We start from the raw sequence: 19,933 nt of genomic DNA, 5'->3' as shown, positions 1-19,933 counted from the left end.
CTTTGCAAAATACGTACCTTCGTGTACATTTCAATTCGGCGGCGATCCACAGCTCGGCGGCGATCCACCGGGAACTCGAACCGGGATCTTGCGAGCACCGCCGATCAGCAGAGACGAAGGAGTCCGCACAGATGACTGAGACCACGACCCCGGCCGTACGGGAAGCCGCAACCGGCGGCAAGCGCAAACTGCGCATCTGGGAGGTGACCGCCCTCTCGGTGGGATTCATGGGGCCGGTGATGGCGATGGCGCTCAACGGGATCGGCGTCGCCGGGCTCGTCGGCAAGTCCGTGCCGTTCACCTTCGCCCTCGCATTCATCGGCACGCTGCTCGTCGGCTACGGCTTCATCAGGCTCACCGGGTACTTCACCCACGCGGGATCCGTCTACGCCCTCGCCGGAGCGACCATCGGGCCGCGCGCCGGCTTCTTCGGCGGCTTCGCGCTGCTCGGCACCTACCTCTTTTTCGCCGCCTGCATCCTCGGCGCCACGGGCGTGTTCTTCGAGGCCTGGGCCGAGCAGTTCGGCGGCGGCCTGCGCAGTGTGCCGTGGATCATCGTCGCGCTCGTCGTGGCGGTGCTCGTCGTGGTCCTCAACGTCAGAGAATCCCGGATCGTGACCCGGGTGCTCTTCGTCATCGGCTCGCTGGGCGTGCTCGCGATGCTCGTGCTCGCCGCCGTCATCTTCTGGCGCGTCGGCACCGGCGACGCACCGGTCGAGGGCGCCACGATCGACTGGAGCGCGTTCCTGCCGGGCGAGGCCAGCGGCACCGCGATCCTCACCGCGTCGGTGTTCGCCTTCCTGTCGTGGGCCGGGTTCGAGTCGGGCACCTCGCTCGGCGAGGAGACCGAGAACCCGCGGCGCGTGATCCCGCGGGCCCTGCTCGGCGCCATCGTCGTCGCCGGCCTCCTCTACCTCGTGATGATGTTCGCCCAGACCGTCGGCTACGGCACCGGCGAGGCCGGCGTCGCTGCCTTCGCCGGATCGAACTCCACGCTCACCGAACTCTCCACCCTCTACATCGGCCGTGAGTACGCGCTGCTCATCGCCTTCATCGCGTTCGTCGTGGCGTTCGCCTCGGTGCTGAGCTCTACCGCTGCCGCCGCGAGGCTCATCTACGCGCTCGCCCGAGACGGTTTCGGCCCGAAGCGTCTCGGCGTGGCGAACCCCCGCACCGGCGTGCCCACCGCCGCCGTGTTCACCACCATCGTGCTCGCGCTCCTGCTCGCCGGCGGCATCTCGATCTTCGGCGGCACCGCCTTCGACGCCTACTACTGGTACGCGACGATCGCCACCCTCTGCATGGTGGTCGCCTACGGCATGACCTCGGTCGGCGTGATCGTCTACGTCTTCCGCCGACGCACCCGAATCCCGAAGTGGGAGGTCGTCATGCCCGTGCTCGGGCTCGTCTACCTCGCGTTCGTCTACGCTGTGCAGGTGATCGGGCAGCAGGCCCCCTACACCTACTTCCCGTGGATCGCGGGAGCCTGGTGCCTCGTCGGCCTCATCATCATCGTCACGATGCCGAAGCTCGCCGAGCGCATCGGCGGTCGGCTCTCCGCCGAAGACCTCGACTGATCCGCATCCGGAAGGAACTGGAATGACGCCCACCCCGCTCGACGCATCGGCATTCGACGGTGCGCCGCTCATCGACCACCACTGCCACGGGGTCGTCGAGCAGACGCTCGATCGGCCCGCGTTCGAGGACATGATCACCGAGTCCAACTGGGCCGCGCCCAGCGGCACCTCGGTGTTCGACTCGCAGCTGGGCGTCGCGATCCGCCGCTGGTGCGCCCCAGTGCTCGATCTCGAACCGCATGTCAGCGCCGAGCGCTACCTGGAGCGCCGCGCCGAGCTCGCGCCCGAGCTCGTCAACGAGCGCCTGCTGCGCGCCGCCGGCATCGACCGCTACCTCATCGAGACCGGGCACCGCGGGGACGACATCCTCGACCCCGCCGGCATGGCGGTTCGCGCCGGCGCGGCCGCCGATGCCGTAGTGCGGCTGGAGCGCGTCGCCGAGCAGATCATCGAGACCGGTCCCGCGGCCGCGGCCTACCCGGACCGGTTCCGCGCGGAGCTGCGCGAGCAGCTCCGCCTCGCGGTCGGGGTGAAATCGATCGCGGCGTACCGGATCGGCCTCGACTTCGACCCTGAGCGACCCGACGACGCCGAGGTGATCCGCGCCGCCGAACGCTGGCTCGCCGAGATCGAGGCGGGCGCACCGGTGCGGATCACCGATCCCGTGCTCATCCGCTTCGGCATCTGGTGCGCGGTCGAGGAGCGCCAGGCGATCCAGTTCCACATCGGATTCGGCGACCCGGACGTCGACCTGCACCGCTGCGATCCGCTGCTGCTGACCGAGTGGTTGCGACGCACTCGCGAGTCGGGCGCCCGGGTGCTGCTGCTGCACTGCTACCCCTTCCACCGACAGGCCGGCTACCTCGCGCACGTCTTCCCGCACGTCTTCTGCGACGTCGGCCTCGCGATCAACTACGTCGGAGCGCGCTCGCCGCAGGTGATCGCCGAATCGCTCGAGCTCACCCCCTTCGACAAGGCGCTCTTCTCGTCCGATGCGTGGGGCTTGCCGGAGCTCTACCACCTCGGCGCCCATCTCTTCCGTCGTGGCCTGCGGGCGACGATCGACGAGTGGATCCGCGCCGACGAGTGGAGCGCCGCCGACGGCGAGCGCCTGATCCGCAAGATCAGCGGCGAGAACGCGATCAGAGCGTACGGGCTGGCCGACGAGCCCGCCTGGTGCGGAGCGACGGGGGTTCCCGCATGAACCACGCAGTCCTCGCGGCGAGGCTCACCGAGGCCGCTCTCGCCCGCATCCCCGCGGCAGTGCGCGACCGCGAGGAACTGCACGGCATGGCGGAGGTCTCCGGCGCCGAGCACGGCACGGCGGCCTGGATCGCCGAACGCATGCCCACGCCGATGGATACGGTCGCCGAAACCGGGCGGATCGGGCGGATCGGCCCGCACGGCGGGCCGTCCGTCGCCGTCCGCGCCGAGCTCGACGCCCTGCCGGTGGCTGAGGCGACGGGCGCGCCGTTCGCCTCCACGACCGGCGTGATGCACGCCTGCGGGCACGACGTGCACCAGGCGGCGCTGCTCGCGCTCGCCGGGGCCGCTGCCGAGGTGGAAGCCGAGATGGGCCTGCCGTACGCCTTCGTGCCGTTCCTCCAGCCGCGGGAGGAGGCGTACCCGTCAGGCGCGCTCGACATCGTCCGCTCCGGCGCGCTCGCCCGGCACCGCGTCGAAGTGGTGCTCGCCGCGCATGTGCACCCGCGCATCCCGGTCGGAGCGGTGGCGACGGGCAAGGGCCCCACGAACGCCGCCGCCGACGAGATCACCGTCACCGTGCGCGGTCACGGCGGCCACGGCGCGTACCCGCACGAGGCCCAGAACCCGATTCCCGTGCTCTCCCAGATGGTGATCGGCCTCACCGAGGTGCTGCGCCGCACCATCTCGCCGATGCGGCCCGCAGTGTTCACCGTGGGCCGGATCTCGGCCGGACGGATCGCGAACGTGATCCCTCACTCCGGCTCCTTCGCGGGCACCCTGCGCACCATGGATCGCAGCGACCGCGAGAACGCGCACACCGCGATCCGCAGCTACGCTGCCGGCATGGCCGCCGCGCACGGGGTGACCGCCGAGGTCGAGATCACGCTCGGCGAGCCCGTGCTGGAGAACGACGCCGAGCTCGTCGATCTCGTCGACGAGCGGCTGCGCAGCCTGGGGCTCGAGACGAGCGAGCCGATGCGGTCGTGCGGGGCCGACGACTTCTCGTTCTTCTCGGAGGAGCTGCCGGGGCTGATGGCCTTCGTCGGCGTGGAGACCACCGGGGCGGTGCCGCAGCCGAGCCTCCACAGTGCGAACTTCCTGCCGGACGAGGATGCGGTGCGCCGCGTCACGCTCGCCCTCGTCTCGGGCTACCTCGGAGCCTGCGACCTCCTCGACGCGAGGATCGCGCAGACGGCCCATGCGGCCGCAGCCGTCGATGCGACCGCAGCAGCCGCCCCCGGAGCCCCCGGAGCCGGGTCATGAGCGCCGCGCCCGCACTGCTCGATCGCGATGCTCGGGTCATCGCCGGCAATCAGAAGCTGCGCTTCTTCCCCGCGAGCGTCGTCTCGGGGCGGGGGAGCGAGGTCATCGACGACACCGGACGCCGCCTGCTCGATCTCTCCGCGGCGTGGGGCGCGAACAGCGTCGGCCACGCCCACCCCCGCGTCATCGCAGCGATCGGGGACGCCGCCGCGACAGGCGCCGGAGCGAGCGTGCTCTCCGCCACGAACCCGTTCGCGGTGGAGCTCGGCGAGCTGCTGCTCGAACGCACCCCCGGCGACGGCGACCGGCGGGTGCTGCTCGGCCACGCCGGCACCGACGCGAACAACTCGGCGCTCGCCGCCGCTCGGGCGGCCACCGGCCGACCACGGATCGTCGCCTTCCGCGGCGGGTACCACGGCGGCTCCGGCGCGGCGCAGGCGGTGAGCGGTGTCTTCGTCGACGGCGGAGTGCCGGCCGACCCCGCGAGCGCCCTGCTCGACTATCCGGTCGAGACGGGCGACCCCGCGGCGGACGCGGCGGCGCTCGCGCACGTCTTCGCCGCGCTCGACGCCGAACTCGCGGGCGGCGACGTCGCCGCGATCATCGTGGAGTCGCACCAGTCCGACGGGGGGCTGCTCGTGCCGCCGCCCGGCTTCCTCCGCGGTCTCGCGCACCGCGCCCGGGCCGCCGGGGCTCTGCTCATCTGCGACGAGGTCAAGGTCGGCCTCGCCCGCACCGGGCGCATGCACGGCTTCCAGCACGACGGGGTCGTGCCGGATCTGGTCACCTTCGGCAAGGCGCTCGGCGGCGGGTTGCCGCTTTCGGCCGTCGTCGGCCCGGCCGAGGTGCTGGATGCTGCCCCCGCGAGCGCGCTGCTCACGACGGCGGGCAACGCGATCGCCGCGGCGAGCGGACGAGCCGTGCTCGAGACCATCGCGGCGGAGCACCTCGTGGAGGCGGCCGAGGAGCGCGGCATCCAGCTGCGGACGCTCATCGCGGAGCTCGCCGAGCGCACCCCCGAGATCCACGAGGTACGGGGCCGCGGTCTCAGCCTCGGGATCGAGCTGCGCGCCGAGCCGGGCGCCCAGGAACGTGAGGACGCCGACGCCGACTTCGCGAAGCGGGTGATCTACCGGATGTGGCAGCTCGGCGCGATCTGCTACCTCGTACGGGACAACGTGGTCGAACTGACCCCGCCGCTCACGCTGACCGCCGAGGAGGCGCTGCGGGCCGTGGACCTGCTCGACGCGGCCATCATCGATGTGCGCTCGGGCGTCGTCTCCGACGCCGACATCGCCCCGTACCGGGGCTGGTAGGAGAGGACCCGGAAATGCAGGAATCACGCACCCTCGCCGAGACGTTGAAGATCTCGCTCGATGCGATGAGCCCGTCCGAGAAGAAGGTCGCACGGGCGTTGATCGCCGACTACCCGGTCGCCGGCCTCGAGTCGGTGACGAAGCTGGCCGAGCGGGCGAGTGTGAGCACGCCGACGGTGTTCCGCATGCTCGCGAAGATCGGAATCCCGTCGTACCCCCGGATGCAGGAACTGCTGCGGCAGGAGATCGCGCAGCGCACGACCTCTCCGATCGACCAGTACGCCTCCCGGCGCGGCGACGCCAGCGACGGGCACCGGGTGCTCGGAGAGGCCAAACGCGTCTTCAGCGACGGGATCGCGGCGAGCCTCGATGCGGCGCCGGGGTCGGAGTTCGACCGGGTGGTGCAGCTGCTGGCCGACCCGAAGCGCCGCATCTGGACGGTGGGTGGCCGATACAGCGGCCTGCTGGCCGAGTATCTGACGATCCACCTGCGGATGCTCAGGCCCGAGGTGCGCTTCGTCGGCCACACCGAATCGGACAAGTCGCTCGCGCTGCTCGACTTCGGCCCGCGAGATGTGCTGGTGGCGTTCGACTACCGCCGCTATCAGGATGCGACGGTGTCGTTCGTCGCCCGTGCCAAGACGAACCGGGTCAGCACCGTGCTGTTCACCGACCCCTGGCTGTCGCCGGCCGCCAAGCACGCCGACTGCCTGCTGTCGAGCGTGGTCGAGGCGCCGAGCCCGTTCGACTCGCTCGTGCCGGCGCTCGCGCTCGTCGAGACCGTCATCGCTGGAGTCGTCGCCGAGCTCGGCGCCGAACCTCTCGGGCGGATCCAGGCCTTCGACGCCTGGGAGTAGCCGGGCAGCCGGCCCCGAAGCATCGGCGGCGCCGCACGGCTCCGCCGCCCCGTACCCTTCACTCCTCACCATGTAAGGACGCATCATGAGAAAAGAACCCCTCGGCATCATCCTCACCTCCGATCTCGCGGCGAAGGCCCGGGGCCGCGCCTTCCCGCAGCAGGACTTCCAGAAGTATCTGAGCACCGGCTGCGGCTGGGTGCCGGCGAACCTCGCGATCGACGCCTTCGGTTCGATCGTCGCCCCCAATCCCTTCGGCTCGGTGGGCGACCTGCGCCTCATGCCTGATGTGTCGAGCATCGCCACCGTGGCGCTGAACGACACGGGCGAGCAGACGACGATGGTGCTGGCCGACATCCACACGCCCGCAGGCGAGCCCTGGGAGAACGACCCCCGCAGCTTCCTGAAGAACGCGATCCAGGATCTCGAAGCCGAGACCGGGCTCAGCGTGGTGTCGTCGTTCGAGCACGAGTTCATGCTGCGCGACGACGACGGCAGCCCCGTGAACGCGCCCTTCTCGCTCGAATCCTTCCTCGAAGAGGAGGAGCTCGGCGGGCTGCTCGTCGCCGCGCTGCAGGATGCCGGCCTCGAACCCGAGATGTGGCTCCCCGAGTTCGGTCGCAACCAGTTCGAGGTCACCATCCGTCCCGCGCCGGCCCTGGTCGCCGCCGACCGCGCCATCTACCTGCGCGAGATCACCAGGCACGTCGCCAGCCTGCTCGGCAAGCGCATCACCTTCTCGCCGATCATCGAGGAGAACGGCGGCGGCAACGGCGTGCACGTGCACCTGAGCCTCCAGGACGGCGAGGGTCGGTTCGTCACCTACGATTCGAGCCGGCCCGGCAAGCTCTCGGAGGTCGCCGGCTCCTTCGCCGCGGGCATCCTGGAGCACGCCGAAGCGATCCAGGCGATCGCCGCCTCCGCGCCGATCTCGTACGAGCGCCTGGCGCCCAACCGGTGGAGCGCTGGCGGTGTCTTCCTCGGCGAGAACAACCGCGAGGCGCTGCTGCGGATCTGCCCGCTCTTCGACATTCCGGGCGCCAACCATCAGAAGCAGTACAACCTGGAGTATCGCGCGGCCGACGCCACCGCGAACCCGTGGCTCGTGCTCGGCTGCCTGATCCGGGCGGGCCTCGACGGCATCCGGCGCGGCCTGCCGGCGCCGAGCATCGTGCACGGCGAAGCGGCGGAGCTCTCCGAGGCGGAGCGCGACCGGCTCGGCATCCGCAGCATCCCGGCGACGCTGGAGGAGGCCCTCGACGCCTTCACGGAGTCGGAGACCGTGCAGGGATGGTTCTCGCGCGACTTCGCCGACACCTTCACCGCGGTCAAGCGTGCCGAGATCGCCCGGGTGGCCGGTCTCGATCCCGCGCAGAAGTACGACGCCTACGCGACGACGTACTGAGCATCGGGTCGCCTACCCGGAGTCTGCGCTCCGGGTAGGCTGGTCCTGTGACCAGACACTTCCTGCGAGACGACGACCTGAGCCCCGCCGAGCAGCGCGAGGTGCTCGACCTTGCCGCAGCGCTCAAGAAGGATCGTTTCGCGCGACGTCCGCTCGACGGGCAGAAGACCGCCGCGGTCATCTTCGACAAGACCTCCACCCGCACCCAGGTGAGCTTCTCGGTGGGTGTCGCCGATCTCGGCGGCAACCCGCTCATCATGGATTCGAAGAACTCCCAGATGGGCGGTAAGGAGTCGATCTCCGACACCGCCAAGGTGCTCTCGCGCATGGTCGAGCTGATCGTGTGGCGCACCTACGCGCACTCCGGCCTCGAAGAGATGGCCGCGCACGCGACGGTGCCGGTGATCAACTCGCTCTCGGACGACTTCCACCCGTGCCAGATCCTCGCCGACCTGCAGACGATCCGCGAGCACCGCGCGGCCCGCAACGGCGGCGAGCTCGCCGGCCTCACCGCCACCTACGTCGGCGACGCCGCGAACAACATGGGGCACTCCTACCTGCTCGGCTTCGCCACCGCGGGCATGCACATCCGGGTGGCGGGCCCCGCGGGCTACCACCCGCGCGAGGACATCGTGGCCGATGCGAAGCGGATCGCCGCCGAGACCGGCGGCAGCGTGACGATCCTCACCGACCCGATCGAGGCGGTGCGCGGCGCCGACGCGGTCATCACCGACACCTGGGTCTCGATGGGGCAGGAGGAGGAGAAGGCCGAGCGCATCGCCACCTTCGGCGCCTACCGGGTCACCCCCGAGCTGATGGAGCACGCGGCCGACGACGCCATCTTCCTGCACTGCCTGCCCGCCTACCGCGAGTACGAGGTCGCCCCCGAGGTGATCGACGGCCCGCGGAGCGTCGTCTGGGATGAGGCCGAGAACCGCGTGCACGCGCAGAAGGCCCTCATGGCCTGGCTGCTCGAACAGGCGTAGGCGCTCCGCGATCAGAGCCCACCGTCCGCGAACGGTAGGCTGGTCGGGTGACTGAGAGCATCGAGAACACCACTGCGGAGACCGGCAATCGCGCCGCCGAGGCCGGCGCCCTGTGGGGCGGACGTTTCGCGAGCGGCCCGTCGCCGTCGCTCGCGGCGCTGAGCAAGTCGACCCAGTTCGACTGGGTGCTCGCGCAGTACGACATCCGCGGTTCGAAGGCGCACGCCACCGCGCTCGCCGCAGCCGGCTACCTCAGCGACGACGAGCTGCGCGACATGCGCGCCGCGCTCGACGAGCTCTCCGCCCGCGTCGCCGATGGCCGCGCACTGCCCGCCGATGACGACGAGGACGTGCACTCCGCGCTGGAGCGTCTGCTCATCGAGATCACGGGTGTGCAGCTGGGCGGCAAGCTCCGTGCCGGCCGCAGCCGCAACGATCAGATCGCGACGCTCGTGCGGCTCTACCTGCTCGACCACGCCGCGATCATCCGGGGCCACCTGCTCGACCTGCTCGATGCCATCGCCGAGCAGGCGGCCGCGCACCCCGACGCGATCCTGCCTGGCCGTACCCATCTGCAGCACGCGCAGCCCGTGCTGCTCGCGCACCAGCTCGCCGCCCACGCGTGGCCGATCGTGCGCGACCTGGAGCGTCTGCGCGACTGGGCGCAGCGCGCCGGCGCCTCGCCCTACGGCGGCGGGGCGCTCGCCGGCAGCTCGCTCGGCCTCGATCCGCGTCTCGTGGCCAGCGAGCTCGGCCTCGGCGATCCGCTCGAGAACTCGATCGACGGCACGGCGGCCCGCGACGTCGTCGCCGAGTTCGCGTTCATCTGCGCCCAGATCGGCATCGACCTGTCGCGTCTCAGCGAGGAGATCATCATCTGGAACACCAAGGAGTTCGGCTTCGTGCGCCTGCACGACGGCTACTCCACGGGCTCCAGCATCATGCCGCAGAAGAAGAACCCCGACATCGCCGAGCTCGCGCGCGGCAAGTCGGGGCGTCTGATCGGCAACCTGACGGGGCTGCTCGCCACGCTCAAGGGGCTGCCGCTCGCGTACAACCGCGACCTGCAGGAGGACAAGGAGCCCGTCTTCGACTCCGTGCAGCAGCTGGAGGTGCTGCTGCCCGCCTTCACTGGCATGGTCGCGACGATGAGCTTCGACACCGACCGCATGGCCGAGCTCGCCCCGCAGGGCTTCTCGCTCGCCACCGATGTCGCCGAGTGGCTCGTGAAGCAGGGTGTGATCTTCCGCGATGCTCACGAGATCTCGGGCGAGCTGGTGCGCTACTGCGAGGAGCGCGGCATGGAGCTGCACGAGCCGAGCGATGATGAGCTGCTGAGCGTGTCCGAGCATCTCAGCCCGGCTGTGCGCGAGGTGCTCACCATCGAGGGTTCGGTGAACTCGCGCACCGGTGCCGGCGGCACCGCGCAGGTGCGCGTCGGCGAGCAGCTGGCCCGACTGGGTGAGCGGATCGCGGAGTTCCGCGCCTGACACGCGCTGCTGCCGCTGTACGACGATGCCCCCGCAGGCCAGGCCTGCGGGGGCATCGTCGTGTGTCGTCGTGCGTTGGGTTCAGGCCGCGCGGCGGCGCACGCGCGCTGCGGTGACGGCTGCTGCTCCGACAGCGAGTAGGAGCGTCGCGGCCCAGAGCGGCTGCTCGTCGGAGCCGGTGCGCGCGAGGGCATTGCCGCCCGAGGTGTTCGATCCGCCGCTGTTCGGCGCGGGCGGAGTCGGCTTCGGCGCCGGGGTCGAAGCGAGTGCGATCTCGCGCACCGCCGCCGCCGGGGCGCCCTGGGCGGTGAAGCCGGAGGCGACGAGGTGGTGGGCGCCGGGCTCGACGCCGCTCGCGGGGATCGTCACCTGGAAGGTGGCGGTGCCGTCGGCACCGACCCGCCCCGAGCCGAGCAGCACAGGACTGGAGTGCAGCGAGACGTCGACGAAGGAGGATGGTGCGAAGCCGGTCGCGACGACGTCGATCTTCTGGCCGAGCCGCGCGGCGGTCGGCTGAGCGCCTGCGAAGCCGATGCTGGCGCCACCCGTGGGGGCGGGCACCGAGGCGGGGGCTGCCGGGGCGGAGATGGTGACGGCTGCGGACGGCTGCGACGGCGTGGAGCCGGCGTCGGTGGCCGTGGTCACCACGAACTGCACCGGGCCGACGGGCAGGCCCGAGATGACGCAGAACGTGGAAGTGGTGGTGCAGAGCACATCGTCGCTGCCGACTGCGCTGACGGTGTAGGTGGCGGATCCGGTGGTGGATGCCGTCCACGCCACGGCCGCCTGGCGTGCGCCGGGCGTCGCCTGCACGTTCGTCGCGGGGTTCGGCGCGGGGGTGATGTACTCCAGCACCGAGATCAGGCTGTCGAAGGTGTTGGTCACGTAGACCTTCGTGCCGTCGGGGGAGATCGCGGTGTCCCAGAGACCTTCGGCGAGTTCGACGGTGTCGGTGACCTCGAGGTTGACGGGGTCGATGAAGAACACAGTGCCGTTGAGGTCGGAAGCGACGAGCTCGCCGGTCACGGGGTTCACCGAGAGCGAGGGGGATGCGAAGTCGGCGCCGTCGAGGTCTCTCGTCTGCTCGAGGGTGAAGGTGGCGGTGTCGATGGCGAGGATTCTCGCGTAGTAGTCGAGCACGTAGAGCGTGGCCCCGTCTGCCGAGATGACGATGTCGGTGGGCATCAGACCGGGCAGATCGAGCACGGTCGAGGCGTCCTCGCAGCCGCAGATGTCGCCCCACTCGACGCCGCTGAGATCGATGGCGCTGATCGACTCCTGCGACATGTCGGCGGTGTAGACCACGGGCCTGCTGGGGTGCGCGGCGATGGCCAGGGGCATGTCGCCCAGGCCGGCCCACCGGATCAGCTCACCGGTGAGCGGGTCGCGCTCGGAGAGCTGGCCGGCGTCGGTGCTGAACACGGTCGCCGTGAATTCCGAGTAGGTCATGGCGTCGACGCCGGGGCCGTACGCCGCGGCGCCGGTCCAGGTGCCTGGCGTCAACGAGTAGACGTCGTTGGTGCCGGCGGTGAGCACACGGTAGCCATCGGGCGCGAGGGTGACGATAGTGGGCTCGCCCCAGCCGTTGAGGGGTGCCTCGGTGGAGAGACCCATGGTGGCGGTGTTCAGGATGCTGAGCAGATTACCGGCTTCGTAGTTGACGAAGAGCTTCGCACCGTCGGGCGACGCCGTGATGTCGCGCGGTGCGGGGTGGGCGGTGGTGGAGGTGCTGGACACCTGCCAGCCCGTCTGGGGGCCCGGATCGGGAATGGCGAGCGCGGGTGCGGCACCGGCCCAGGTGAACGATGCCGCCACCGCTGCGAGTGCGGTGACGAGCGCCGCCGAACGGCGCGCCGGGCTTATGGGGGTCTTGCGCATGATCCTCCTCGTGCGAATACTCGACTGCACCAAACTAGCTATCTTTTACCTTTCGATCCACTGTGATGGGTGGTTCCTACTGGTGCGTGGCGGCGCGCCCTAGCCGTGTCGCGGTACGATGGCAGGCGTGTCAGTAGCAGAAGAACGAGCCGAGATCCTGGCCGCCCAGCGCAACGACGACAGCTTCGCCACTCTGTGGGACGAGCTGCAGTGGCGCGGGCTGGTGCACGTGTCGACCGACCCCGAGGCGCTCTCCGAGCTGCTCGAGGGCGAGCCGTTCACCTATTACTGCGGCTTCGATCCGACGGCGCCGAGCCTGCATCTGGGCAATCTCGTGCAGCTCCTGCTGCTGCGCCGCCTGCAGCTCAAAGGTCATCAGCCCCTCGGCCTGGTGGGCGGGTCCACCGGCCTCATCGGCGATCCGCGCCCCACCGCCGAGCGTACCCTGAACAGTCGCGAGACCGTGGCGGAGTGGGTGACGCGTCTGCAGGGCCAGGTGTCTCGCTTCCTGTCGAGCGAGGGCGAGAACGCAGTGCGACTCGTCAACAACCTCGACTGGACTGCGCCGATGTCGGCGATCGATTTCCTGCGCGAGGTGGGCAAGCACTTCCGCGTCGGCACCATGCTGAAGAAGGATGCCGTGGCGGCGCGCCTCAACTCGGATGAGGGCATCAGCTACACCGAGTTCAGCTACCAGGTGCTGCAGGGCTTCGACTTCCTCGAGCTGTTCCGTCAGTACGACTGCGTGCTGCAGTCGGGCGGCAGCGATCAGTGGGGCAACCTGACGAGCGGCACCGACCTGATCCGCAAGGTCGAGGGGCGTTCGGCGCACGCCGTGGGCACTCCGCTCATCACGAACGCCGACGGCACGAAGTTCGGCAAGAGCGAGGGCAACGCCATCTGGCTCGACCCGGAGATGTGCTCCCCCTACACCTTCTACCAGTTCTGGCTCAACCAGGCCGACGCCGACGTGATCGACCGCCTCAAGGTGTTCACCTTCATGTCACGCGCCGAGATCGAGGAGTACGAGCGCCAGGTCGCCGAGGAGCCGTTCAAGCGCGCCGCGCAGAAGCGTCTCGCGCTCGAAGTGACGACGCTGGTGCACGGTGCGGCCGCCGCGCAGGGCGCCATCGACGCGTCGGAGGCGCTGTTCGGTCGTGGTGATCTCACCGCGCTCGACGAGGCGACGCTGCGGGGAGCGGTGTCGGAGCTGCCGCAGGCGGTCGGGGTGGTCGGCGCACCGGTCGCGCAGCTGATGGTCGAGGCCGGGCTCGTGAAGAGCCTGGGCGAGGCGCGTCGTGCGGTCGCGCAGGGCGGCGTCTACGTGAACAACGCGGCTGTCGAGAGCGAGGATCGCGCCCTCGAGGCGGCGGATCTGCTCCATGGCCGCTTCGCGGTGCTGCGCCGCGGCAAGAAGACCCTCGCAGGCATCGTCGCTGGCTGAGCCGCCCGGCCCGGGCGCGCCCGCCCGCCGGCACACCCACTGAGCCGGCCCACTTTTTTCGAGCCGGCCTGCAATTCACGCGAATTGCAGGCCGGCTCGAAACTTATAGGCCGACTGGGTCGTTGGTCGTTGGTCGTTGGTCGCGGATCGGCGGATCGGCGGATCGGGCCGGCGATCGGCTACGCGGATCCGCTCCATGCTGCGGGCACGAGCACCCACACCACCTCGGCGCCCGCCTCGGACGTGCGCCAGGTGTGCGGCGTGCGGCCGGGGAAGGTGAGCGTGTCGCCCGGATCGAGGGTCTCCTCGCGGCCGGCGAACTCCACGGTGACCGACCCCGAGATGACGTGCAGCGATTCCACGGCGCAGTTGACGGTGTACAGCTGATCGCCGCCGTTCGCGTGCGGCTCCAGGCGGGAGCGCAGCAGTTGCACGCGCTCCTCGGTGCGGGGCGTGACGAGGCGCTCGTCGGCGCCGGATCCGCCCATATTGATGCGCGGGGCATCGGCGAGGGCGACCCGCTGCAGATCGGGGGCCTCGAACAGATTGCCCACCGGGAGTGAGAGCGACTGGCAGATCTGCACCAGCGTCGGCACGCTCGGCATGGTCTCGTTGCGTTCGATGCGACTGAGGAACCCCTTGGTGAGGCCGGTCGCCGCGGCGAGGTGCTCGAGGGTCATCCCCTGGGAGAGACGGGAGGAGCGCAGTTGGGCGCCGATCCGCACGGGTGCGTCGTCGGCGGTGGGGTGCACGGGGCGCATGGCGTCTGCCCTTCTCCGCGCAGGCCGATCCGGTGCGCGGCTTCGTTGACGGCGCGGGAAGAACCGGCCTATAGTGAATGCAAGTTCACCATCAGAACTCACATGTTTACTATAAGACAACTTCGAAAGGAAGTGGGAACGTGACCGAACACACGCGTCAGGGCCCGGTCGACGCGAGCCTCACCCCGCGCTACGCAGGGATCGCGACCTTCGCCAAGCTGCCCCGCATCGAGGACGTGCCGGCCGCCGACATCGCCGTCGTGGGCGTGCCCTTCGACACCGGCGTGAGCTTCCGCCCCGGCGCCCGCTTCGGCCCCAGCCACGTGCGCGAAGCCTCGCGCCTGCTGCGCCCCTACAACCCGGCCCAGGACATCTCGCCCTTCGCGCGCAAGCAGGTCGTCGACGCCGGCGACATCGTGGCCAACCCCTTCAGCCTCGACGAGGCCGTGCGCCAGGTCGAAGAAGCCGCCACCGAACTCGGCGAAAAGGTCGACAAGATCGTCACCATCGGCGGCGACCACACCATCGCCCTGCCGCTGCTGCGCGCCATCAACAAGAAGCACGGGCCCGTCGCCGTGCTGCACTTCGACGCGCACCTCGACACCTGGGACACCTACTTCGGTGCGCCCACCACGCACGGCACCCCCTTCCGCCGCGCCTCCGAAGAGGGCCTCATCGACCTCACCGCCTCCATGCACGGCGGCACTCGCGGCCCCCTCTACGGGAAGAGCGACCTCGAAGACGATGTGAAGCTCGGCTTCCAGATCGTCACGAGCGAGTTCATCGAGGAGCACGGGATCCCCGCCGCCCTCGAGAAGATCCGCGAGCGCGTCGGCGACAAGCCCCTCTACATCTCCATCGACATCGACGTGCTCGATCCCGCGCACGCCCCCGGCACCGGCACCCCCGAAGCCGGCGGGCTCACGAGCCGCGAGATGCTCCGCCTCATCCGCGGTCTCGCCGACCTGCACATCGTCGGCGCCGACGTCGTCGAGGTCGCCCCCGCCTACGACCACGCCCAGATCACCGCGGTCTCCGCGAGCCACGTCGTGTACGAGCTCGTGAGCGCCATGGCCGGTCGCGACTGATCCACCCTCCGCCGCCGGCGAGAAACGGGGCGGATCGGGGCCGCTTATCGCAGCTCCGATCCGCCCGCCCACCCGCAGGCAGACCCCACTTCAGGTTCGAAGGAGCACCAGCATGAACACCGTTCCCACCGAGGCCGAGGTGCTCGCCGCGGCCGACGCCATCATCGAGGCGTTCGCAGCGACCGACACCGATGCCTACTTCGCGGGCTTCGCCGAAGACGCGAGCTTCATCTTCCACCCCGAGCCCGCGCGCCTCGGCTCGCGCGCCGAATACGAAGCCCTCTGGGCGGGCTGGATCGCCTCCGGCTGGCGGGTCACCGCCTGCGGCTCCACCGACCGCCTCGTGCAGCCCTTCCCCGGCGGCGCCGTGTTCAGCCACACCGTCGCCACGAGCATCGACTCCGCAGACGGCCCCGACTCCTACATCGAGCGCGAGAGCATCATCTTCCGAGTCGCTGAGACCGGTGGTCTCATCGCGATCCACGAGCACCTGTCGACGGTGCCGAGCGAGGGGGGCGAGGCATGACCTCTCCGCAGACGATGGCCGTCAGCCTCGACGGCCACGACGACTCCGCGGGCCCCGTCCGCGGCACGCAGTCGCTGCTGCGCATCGCGATGATCTGGCTCGCCGCCAACCTCGTGGTCACCACGCTGCTCACCGGCACACTCTTCACCCCAGCGGTCTCGTTCGGCACGGCGTCGGCGATGATCGTGGTCGGGACGCTCATCGGTGTGGTCGTGCTCGTGCTGATCGGCAACATGGGCACGCGCACCGGCCTGCCCACGATGGCGCTCACCCGCGGATCCTTCGGCATCCGCGGCAGCCTCGTGCCGGCGGCCGCGAACCTCATCATCCTGATGGGGTGGAGCTGGGTGCAGGCGATGCTCGCCGGCGTCACCGTCAACTACCTCGTGCACGAGGCGACCGGCTTCTCGAACCCCATGCTCTTCTCAGCGATCTGCCAGGCCATCGTGGTGGTGCTGGCGATCTTCGGCCACACCGGCATCTCGCGCGTCGAGCCCTGGCTCGCCCTCGCGATCCTCGTGGTCATGGGCTTCGTGTTCGCCGCCGCCTTCGGGGCGTTCAGCCCCGGCGAGTTCGCGGCGATCCCCGTCGACTCCTCACTCGGCGGCACCCCGTTCATCACGCTCGACATGGTCATCGCGACCGCGATCTCGTGGACGGTGCTCTCGGCTGACATGAACCGCCACGCGAAGAGCAGCACCGCGGGCATCGTCGGCTCGGGCATCGGCTACACGCTGTCGACCACGATCTCCATGTTCCTCGGGCTCGTCGCCTTCAGCGCCGTGCTGCTGCACGGCGACCGCGAGCCGATCCCGTTCGACCCGGCGACCATCGTGTCCGAGTTCGGCTGGCCGCTCGGCATCGCGATCTTCCTGTCGGTGATGGCGACGAACACGATGGTGGTGTTCGGCATGGTGACCTCGGTGGTGAACGCCCAGTCGAAGTGGCACCTGAAGTTCCTGCCGACAGCGCTCGTGCTCGGTGTGATCTCGGTGATCGGCTCGACGTTCCTCGGCCTGCTGAACCAGTTCACCGACTTCTTGTTCGTCATCAGTGCGTTCTTCGTGCCGGTGTTCGCGATCATGATCGCCGACTACTACCTGCTCAAGCACCGCGGCTACTCGCGGCAGATCCTGCACGAGCGCCCCGAGAGTCGGTACTGGTACACGGGCGGCGTCAACTGGGTGGCCGTGGGCGTGTGGGTGATCGGAGCGGTGCTCTCGTACGTGCTCGCCTATGTCGCCCCCAGCCCCATCGGTGCGAACATCCCCGCCTTCGCGGTCAGCTTCCTGCTGTACCTCGGCCTGATGGTGGTCATCGGCCGCGGGGGAGCGCTCGGTCTGCGGGATCGGCGCGACGCCGACCCCGCCGGACACCTGCTCGACGGTGCCGACGAAACCGCCGCGCTGCGCCTGGAGAGCTGAGCGCCGCGGCCGGCTCGATACGGACCCGGCACGTCGCGAGAGCGGAAGCCGCTCGCTGTCGTCCCCACCTCGGTGGGGCGGCGGCGGGCGGCTTCTCGCATTGCGGGGGCCGGCAAGGGCGGGACACGCCCGGGAATCGGGGCTGAACCGCCCAATCGGGCCAGTTTGGGCCTGTTTTCGGGGGTCCCGGGCCGACCGCGTGGAATAGACGCTGGGGGCAGAAACCGCGGAATCATGCGGAGACACGCCCGGGATTCGGGCGGTAATTGCAGGGGGCTCAGGATCTGCGTAATGTATTCCCTTGTCAGCGCGACAGGGCGGGAAGCGAAAGCGGCCCGGACCGGTTGCGAATCGGATCTCACGAAGATCACCCCGAGAGGGACTTGAAGAAGTCTGCTCCGGAGTGTAAAGTGGGACTCTCGATCTCACCACCGAGATCCATCCTGAAACAGGATGTGATTCTGATGCTCGTTCATCGAAATGAGTTGGATTTGCGAAGAGCGAGTTCAAGTGGTAAGTTAGACAGGTTGCTGTTCGGAAGGCTTTGGCTGGTACGGGTGGTGTCTGGTCTTTGAGAACTCAATAGTGTGCACTTGATTGTCATATGCCAATTATTTATCCCCGGCATCGACTGTTTTGGTTGGTGTTGGAGATTCCTTTTTTGGATAACGAGATTGTCAGTAATGATGGTCTGTTGTCAGGTCAAACTCGCAGCTGGTCGCCTTATTCCGGTGGTTGGTTGCACATGTTTTTTACGGAGAGTTTGATCCTGGCTCAGGACGAACGCTGGCGGCGTGCTTAACACATGCAAGTCGAACGCTGAAGCCCGAGCTTGCTCGGGTGGATGAGTGGCGAACGGGTGAGTAACACGTGAGTAACCTGCCCATGTCTCTGGGATAAGCGCTGGAAACGGCGTCTAATACTGGATACGAGCATCCACTGCATGGTGAGGTGTTGGAAAGATTTATCGGACATGGATGGACTCGCGGCCTATCAGCTAGATGGTGAGGTAATGGCTCACCATGGCGACGACGGGTAGCCGGCCTGAGAGGGTGACCGGCCACACTGGGACTGAGACACGGCCCAGACTCCTACGGGAGGCAGCAGTGGGGAATATTGCACAATGGGCGCAAGCCTGATGCAGCAACGCCGCGTGAGGGATGACGGCCTTCGGGTTGTAAACCTCTTTTGTCAGGGAAGAAGCGAAAGTGACGGTACCTGGAGAAAAAGCACCGGCTAACTACGTGCCAGCAGCCGCGGTAATACGTAGGGTGCAAGCGTTGTCCGGAATTATTGGGCGTAAAGAGCTCGTAGGCGGCTTGTCGCGTCTGCTGTGAAAACCCGAGGCTCAACCTCGGGCCTGCAGTGGGTACGGGCAGGCTAGAGTGCGGTAGGGGAGATTGGAATTCCTGGTGTAGCGGTGGAATGCGCAGATATCAGGAGGAACACCGATGGCGAAGGCAGATCTCTGGGCCGCTACTGACGCTGAGGAGCGAAAGCATGGGGAGCGAACAGGATTAGATACCCTGGTAGTCCATGCCGTAAACGTTGGGAACTAGATGTAGGGCCTGTTCCACGGGTTCTGTGTCGTAGCTAACGCATTAAGTTCCCCGCCTGGGGAGTACGGCCGCAAGGCTAAAACTCAAAGGAATTGACGGGGGCCCGCACAAGCGGCGGAGCATGCGGATTAATTCGATGCAACGCGAAGAACCTTACCAAGGCTTGACATATACGAGAACACTGCAGAGATGCAGGACTCTTTGGACACTCGTATACAGGTGGTGCATGGTTGTCGTCAGCTCGTGTCGTGAGATGTTCGGTTAAGTCCGGCAACGAGCGCAACCCTCGTCCTATGTTGCCAGCACGTTATGGTGGGAACTCATGGGATACTGCCGTGGTCAACACGGAGGAAGGTGGGGATGACGTCAAATCATCATGCCCCTTATGTCTTGGGCTTCACGCATGCTACAATGGCCGATACAAAGGGCTGCGATACCGCGAGGTGGAGCGAATCCCAAAAAGTCGGTCTCAGTTCGGATTGGGGTCTGCAACTCGACCCCATGAAGTCGGAGTCGCTAGTAATCGCAGATCAGCAACGCTGCGGTGAATACGTTCCCGGGCCTTGTACACACCGCCCGTCAAGTCATGAAAGTCGGTAACACCCGAAGCCGGTGGCCTAACCCCTTGTGGGAGGGAGCTGTCGAAGGTGGGACTGGTGATTAGGACTAAGTCGTAACAAGGTAGCCGTACCGGAAGGTGCGGCTGGATCACCTCCTTTCTAAGGAGCACTCGACAGCACTGCTGTCGCAGAATGACTCGACCAACGACAAACGTTCGTTGCGAGTCGCTCATGGGTGGAACATATAACAAGCAAGCTTGTTTGCTCGCCTGCGCTAGTACGCATGGTCTTCTTCGTGGAGATGATGTTGGAACGTGGGGGTGTGTGAGCGGGGTTGCGGCAGGTGCATACTATTGGGTCCTGGAAGACCAGCCGATTCGCCTCCTTTTGGGGGTGGGTGGACTGGGTTTCTTCTGGCCCGCGGTCATGGAACGTGTTGTCCATGATGGTGGGATCGGCCGTACGTTGAGAACTACACAGTGGACGCGAGCATCTAGCCAACGTCAAATCATGATTCTGTTTCCTTTGTGGGGCGGGTTGTGGGTTGGGGTTGGTTGATACTTTAATTTCATTGGTCGCACACCGGCCATGGG

At 68.2% G+C, this 19,933-nt stretch carries 14 protein-coding genes and 1 rRNA gene; 13 read left to right on the top strand and 2 right to left on the bottom strand.

Features of this window, described 5'->3' with window-relative positions; translation table 11 throughout:
• Positions 1-131 precede the first annotated feature (131 nt).
• The 8 genes from H629_RS0111405 (at position 132) to argH (ending at position 10,100) form a co-directional block, all read left to right on the top strand.
• The gene (locus H629_RS0111405) at positions 132-1,577 is read left to right on the top strand and encodes an APC family permease (protein WP_051137892.1); all 1,446 of its coding nucleotides are present in this window, start codon (positions 132-134) and stop codon (positions 1,575-1,577) included.
• Positions 1,578-1,599: 22 nt separating this feature from the next.
• Positions 1,600-2,781: an amidohydrolase family protein gene (locus tag H629_RS0111400; RefSeq protein ID WP_024357384.1), complete on the top strand. Its 1,182-nt coding sequence runs from the start codon at positions 1,600-1,602 to the stop codon at positions 2,779-2,781.
• Positions 2,778-4,046: a M20 metallopeptidase family protein gene (locus H629_RS0111395; protein ID WP_084705410.1), complete on the top strand. Its 1,269-nt coding sequence runs from the start codon at positions 2,778-2,780 to the stop codon at positions 4,044-4,046. Before H629_RS0111400 ends, H629_RS0111395 begins: the two co-directional genes overlap by 4 nt.
• Positions 4,043-5,362 (top strand): aspartate aminotransferase family protein, encoded by a 1,320-nt coding sequence (locus H629_RS0111390; protein ID WP_024357382.1) that lies wholly within the window; start codon positions 4,043-4,045, stop codon positions 5,360-5,362. The genes H629_RS0111395 and H629_RS0111390 overlap by 4 nt, the downstream gene beginning before the upstream one ends.
• A gap of 14 nt (positions 5,363-5,376) precedes the next feature.
• On the top strand, positions 5,377-6,219 hold the full coding sequence (locus H629_RS0111385) for a MurR/RpiR family transcriptional regulator (protein WP_024357381.1): 843 nt from the start codon (positions 5,377-5,379) through the stop codon (positions 6,217-6,219).
• A gap of 85 nt (positions 6,220-6,304) precedes the next feature.
• Positions 6,305-7,624 carry a type I glutamate--ammonia ligase gene (locus H629_RS0111380; RefSeq protein ID WP_024357380.1) on the top strand — a complete coding sequence of 440 codons (1,320 nt, stop codon included), beginning with the start codon at positions 6,305-6,307 and terminating at the stop codon, positions 7,622-7,624.
• A gap of 47 nt (positions 7,625-7,671) precedes the next feature.
• Positions 7,672-8,610 (top strand): ornithine carbamoyltransferase, encoded by a 939-nt coding sequence (argF, locus tag H629_RS0111375; RefSeq protein ID WP_024357379.1) that lies wholly within the window; start codon positions 7,672-7,674, stop codon positions 8,608-8,610.
• 47 nt (positions 8,611-8,657) lie between these two features.
• Positions 8,658-10,100 carry an argininosuccinate lyase gene (argH, locus tag H629_RS0111370; RefSeq protein ID WP_024357378.1) on the top strand — a complete coding sequence of 481 codons (1,443 nt, stop codon included), beginning with the start codon at positions 8,658-8,660 and terminating at the stop codon, positions 10,098-10,100.
• A gap of 81 nt (positions 10,101-10,181) precedes the next feature.
• Here the strand turns inward: argH and H629_RS0111365 are convergent, their stop codons facing one another.
• On the bottom strand, positions 10,182-11,978 hold the full coding sequence (locus H629_RS0111365) for a YncE family protein (protein ID WP_024357377.1): 1,797 nt from the start codon (positions 11,976-11,978) through the stop codon (positions 10,182-10,184).
• Positions 11,979-12,096: 118 nt separating this feature from the next.
• Here H629_RS0111365 and tyrS point away from each other — a divergent pair, with 118 nt between their 5' ends.
• Positions 12,097-13,422 carry a tyrosine--tRNA ligase gene (gene tyrS / locus H629_RS0111360; RefSeq protein WP_036085046.1) on the top strand — a complete coding sequence of 442 codons (1,326 nt, stop codon included), beginning with the start codon at positions 12,097-12,099 and terminating at the stop codon, positions 13,420-13,422.
• A 179-nt stretch (positions 13,423-13,601) separates the two neighbouring features.
• Here the strand turns inward: tyrS and H629_RS0111355 are convergent, their stop codons facing one another.
• Positions 13,602-14,183 carry a helix-turn-helix domain-containing protein gene (locus H629_RS0111355; protein WP_024357375.1) on the bottom strand — a complete coding sequence of 194 codons (582 nt, stop codon included), beginning with the start codon at positions 14,181-14,183 and terminating at the stop codon, positions 13,602-13,604.
• Positions 14,184-14,323: 140 nt separating this feature from the next.
• Between H629_RS0111355 and speB the strand changes: the two genes are divergently transcribed.
• From speB to H629_RS14240, 4 genes are all read left to right on the top strand, one after another.
• Positions 14,324-15,271: an agmatinase gene (speB, locus tag H629_RS0111350; protein ID WP_024357374.1), complete on the top strand. Its 948-nt coding sequence runs from the start codon at positions 14,324-14,326 to the stop codon at positions 15,269-15,271.
• Positions 15,272-15,383: 112 nt separating this feature from the next.
• Positions 15,384-15,797: a YybH family protein gene (locus H629_RS0111345; protein WP_024357373.1), complete on the top strand. Its 414-nt coding sequence runs from the start codon at positions 15,384-15,386 to the stop codon at positions 15,795-15,797.
• Positions 15,794-17,221, top strand: coding sequence for a purine-cytosine permease family protein (locus H629_RS0111340; RefSeq protein ID WP_024357372.1), 1,428 nt, complete (start codon positions 15,794-15,796; stop codon positions 17,219-17,221). Before H629_RS0111345 ends, H629_RS0111340 begins: the two co-directional genes overlap by 4 nt.
• A 751-nt stretch (positions 17,222-17,972) precedes the next feature.
• Positions 17,973-19,499: ribosomal RNA gene (locus H629_RS14240) — 16S ribosomal RNA — on the top strand.
• Positions 19,500-19,933 lie beyond the last annotated feature (434 nt).

It is taken from the genome of Leucobacter chironomi DSM 19883 (assembly GCF_000421845.1).
Lineage (GTDB): Bacteria > Actinomycetota > Actinomycetes > Actinomycetales > Microbacteriaceae > Leucobacter > Leucobacter chironomi.
This window is presented reverse-complemented; position numbering and strand designations above follow the sequence as displayed.

Bases quoted from the DNA above. Each gene is read 5' to 3' on its own strand.
- H629_RS0111405 (WP_051137892.1), top strand. From the start codon at position 132: ATGACTGAGACCACGACCCCGGCCGTACGGGAAGCCGCAACCGGCGGC.
- H629_RS0111400 (WP_024357384.1), top strand. From the start codon at position 1,600: ATGACGCCCACCCCGCTCGACGCATCGGCATTCGACGGTGCGCCGCTC.
- H629_RS0111395 (WP_084705410.1), top strand. From the start codon at position 2,778: ATGAACCACGCAGTCCTCGCGGCGAGGCTCACCGAGGCCGCTCTCGCC.
- H629_RS0111390 (WP_024357382.1), top strand. From the start codon at position 4,043: ATGAGCGCCGCGCCCGCACTGCTCGATCGCGATGCTCGGGTCATCGCC.
- H629_RS0111385 (WP_024357381.1), top strand. From the start codon at position 5,377: ATGCAGGAATCACGCACCCTCGCCGAGACGTTGAAGATCTCGCTCGAT.
- H629_RS0111380 (WP_024357380.1), top strand. From the start codon at position 6,305: ATGAGAAAAGAACCCCTCGGCATCATCCTCACCTCCGATCTCGCGGCG.
- H629_RS0111365 (WP_024357377.1), bottom strand. From the start codon at position 11,978: ATGCGCAAGACCCCCATAAGCCCGGCGCGCCGTTCGGCGGCGCTCGTC.
- tyrS (WP_036085046.1), top strand. From the start codon at position 12,097: ATGGCAGGCGTGTCAGTAGCAGAAGAACGAGCCGAGATCCTGGCCGCC.
- H629_RS0111355 (WP_024357375.1), bottom strand. From the start codon at position 14,183: ATGCGCCCCGTGCACCCCACCGCCGACGACGCACCCGTGCGGATCGGC.
- H629_RS0111345 (WP_024357373.1), top strand. From the start codon at position 15,384: ATGAACACCGTTCCCACCGAGGCCGAGGTGCTCGCCGCGGCCGACGCC.
- H629_RS0111340 (WP_024357372.1), top strand. From the start codon at position 15,794: ATGACCTCTCCGCAGACGATGGCCGTCAGCCTCGACGGCCACGACGAC.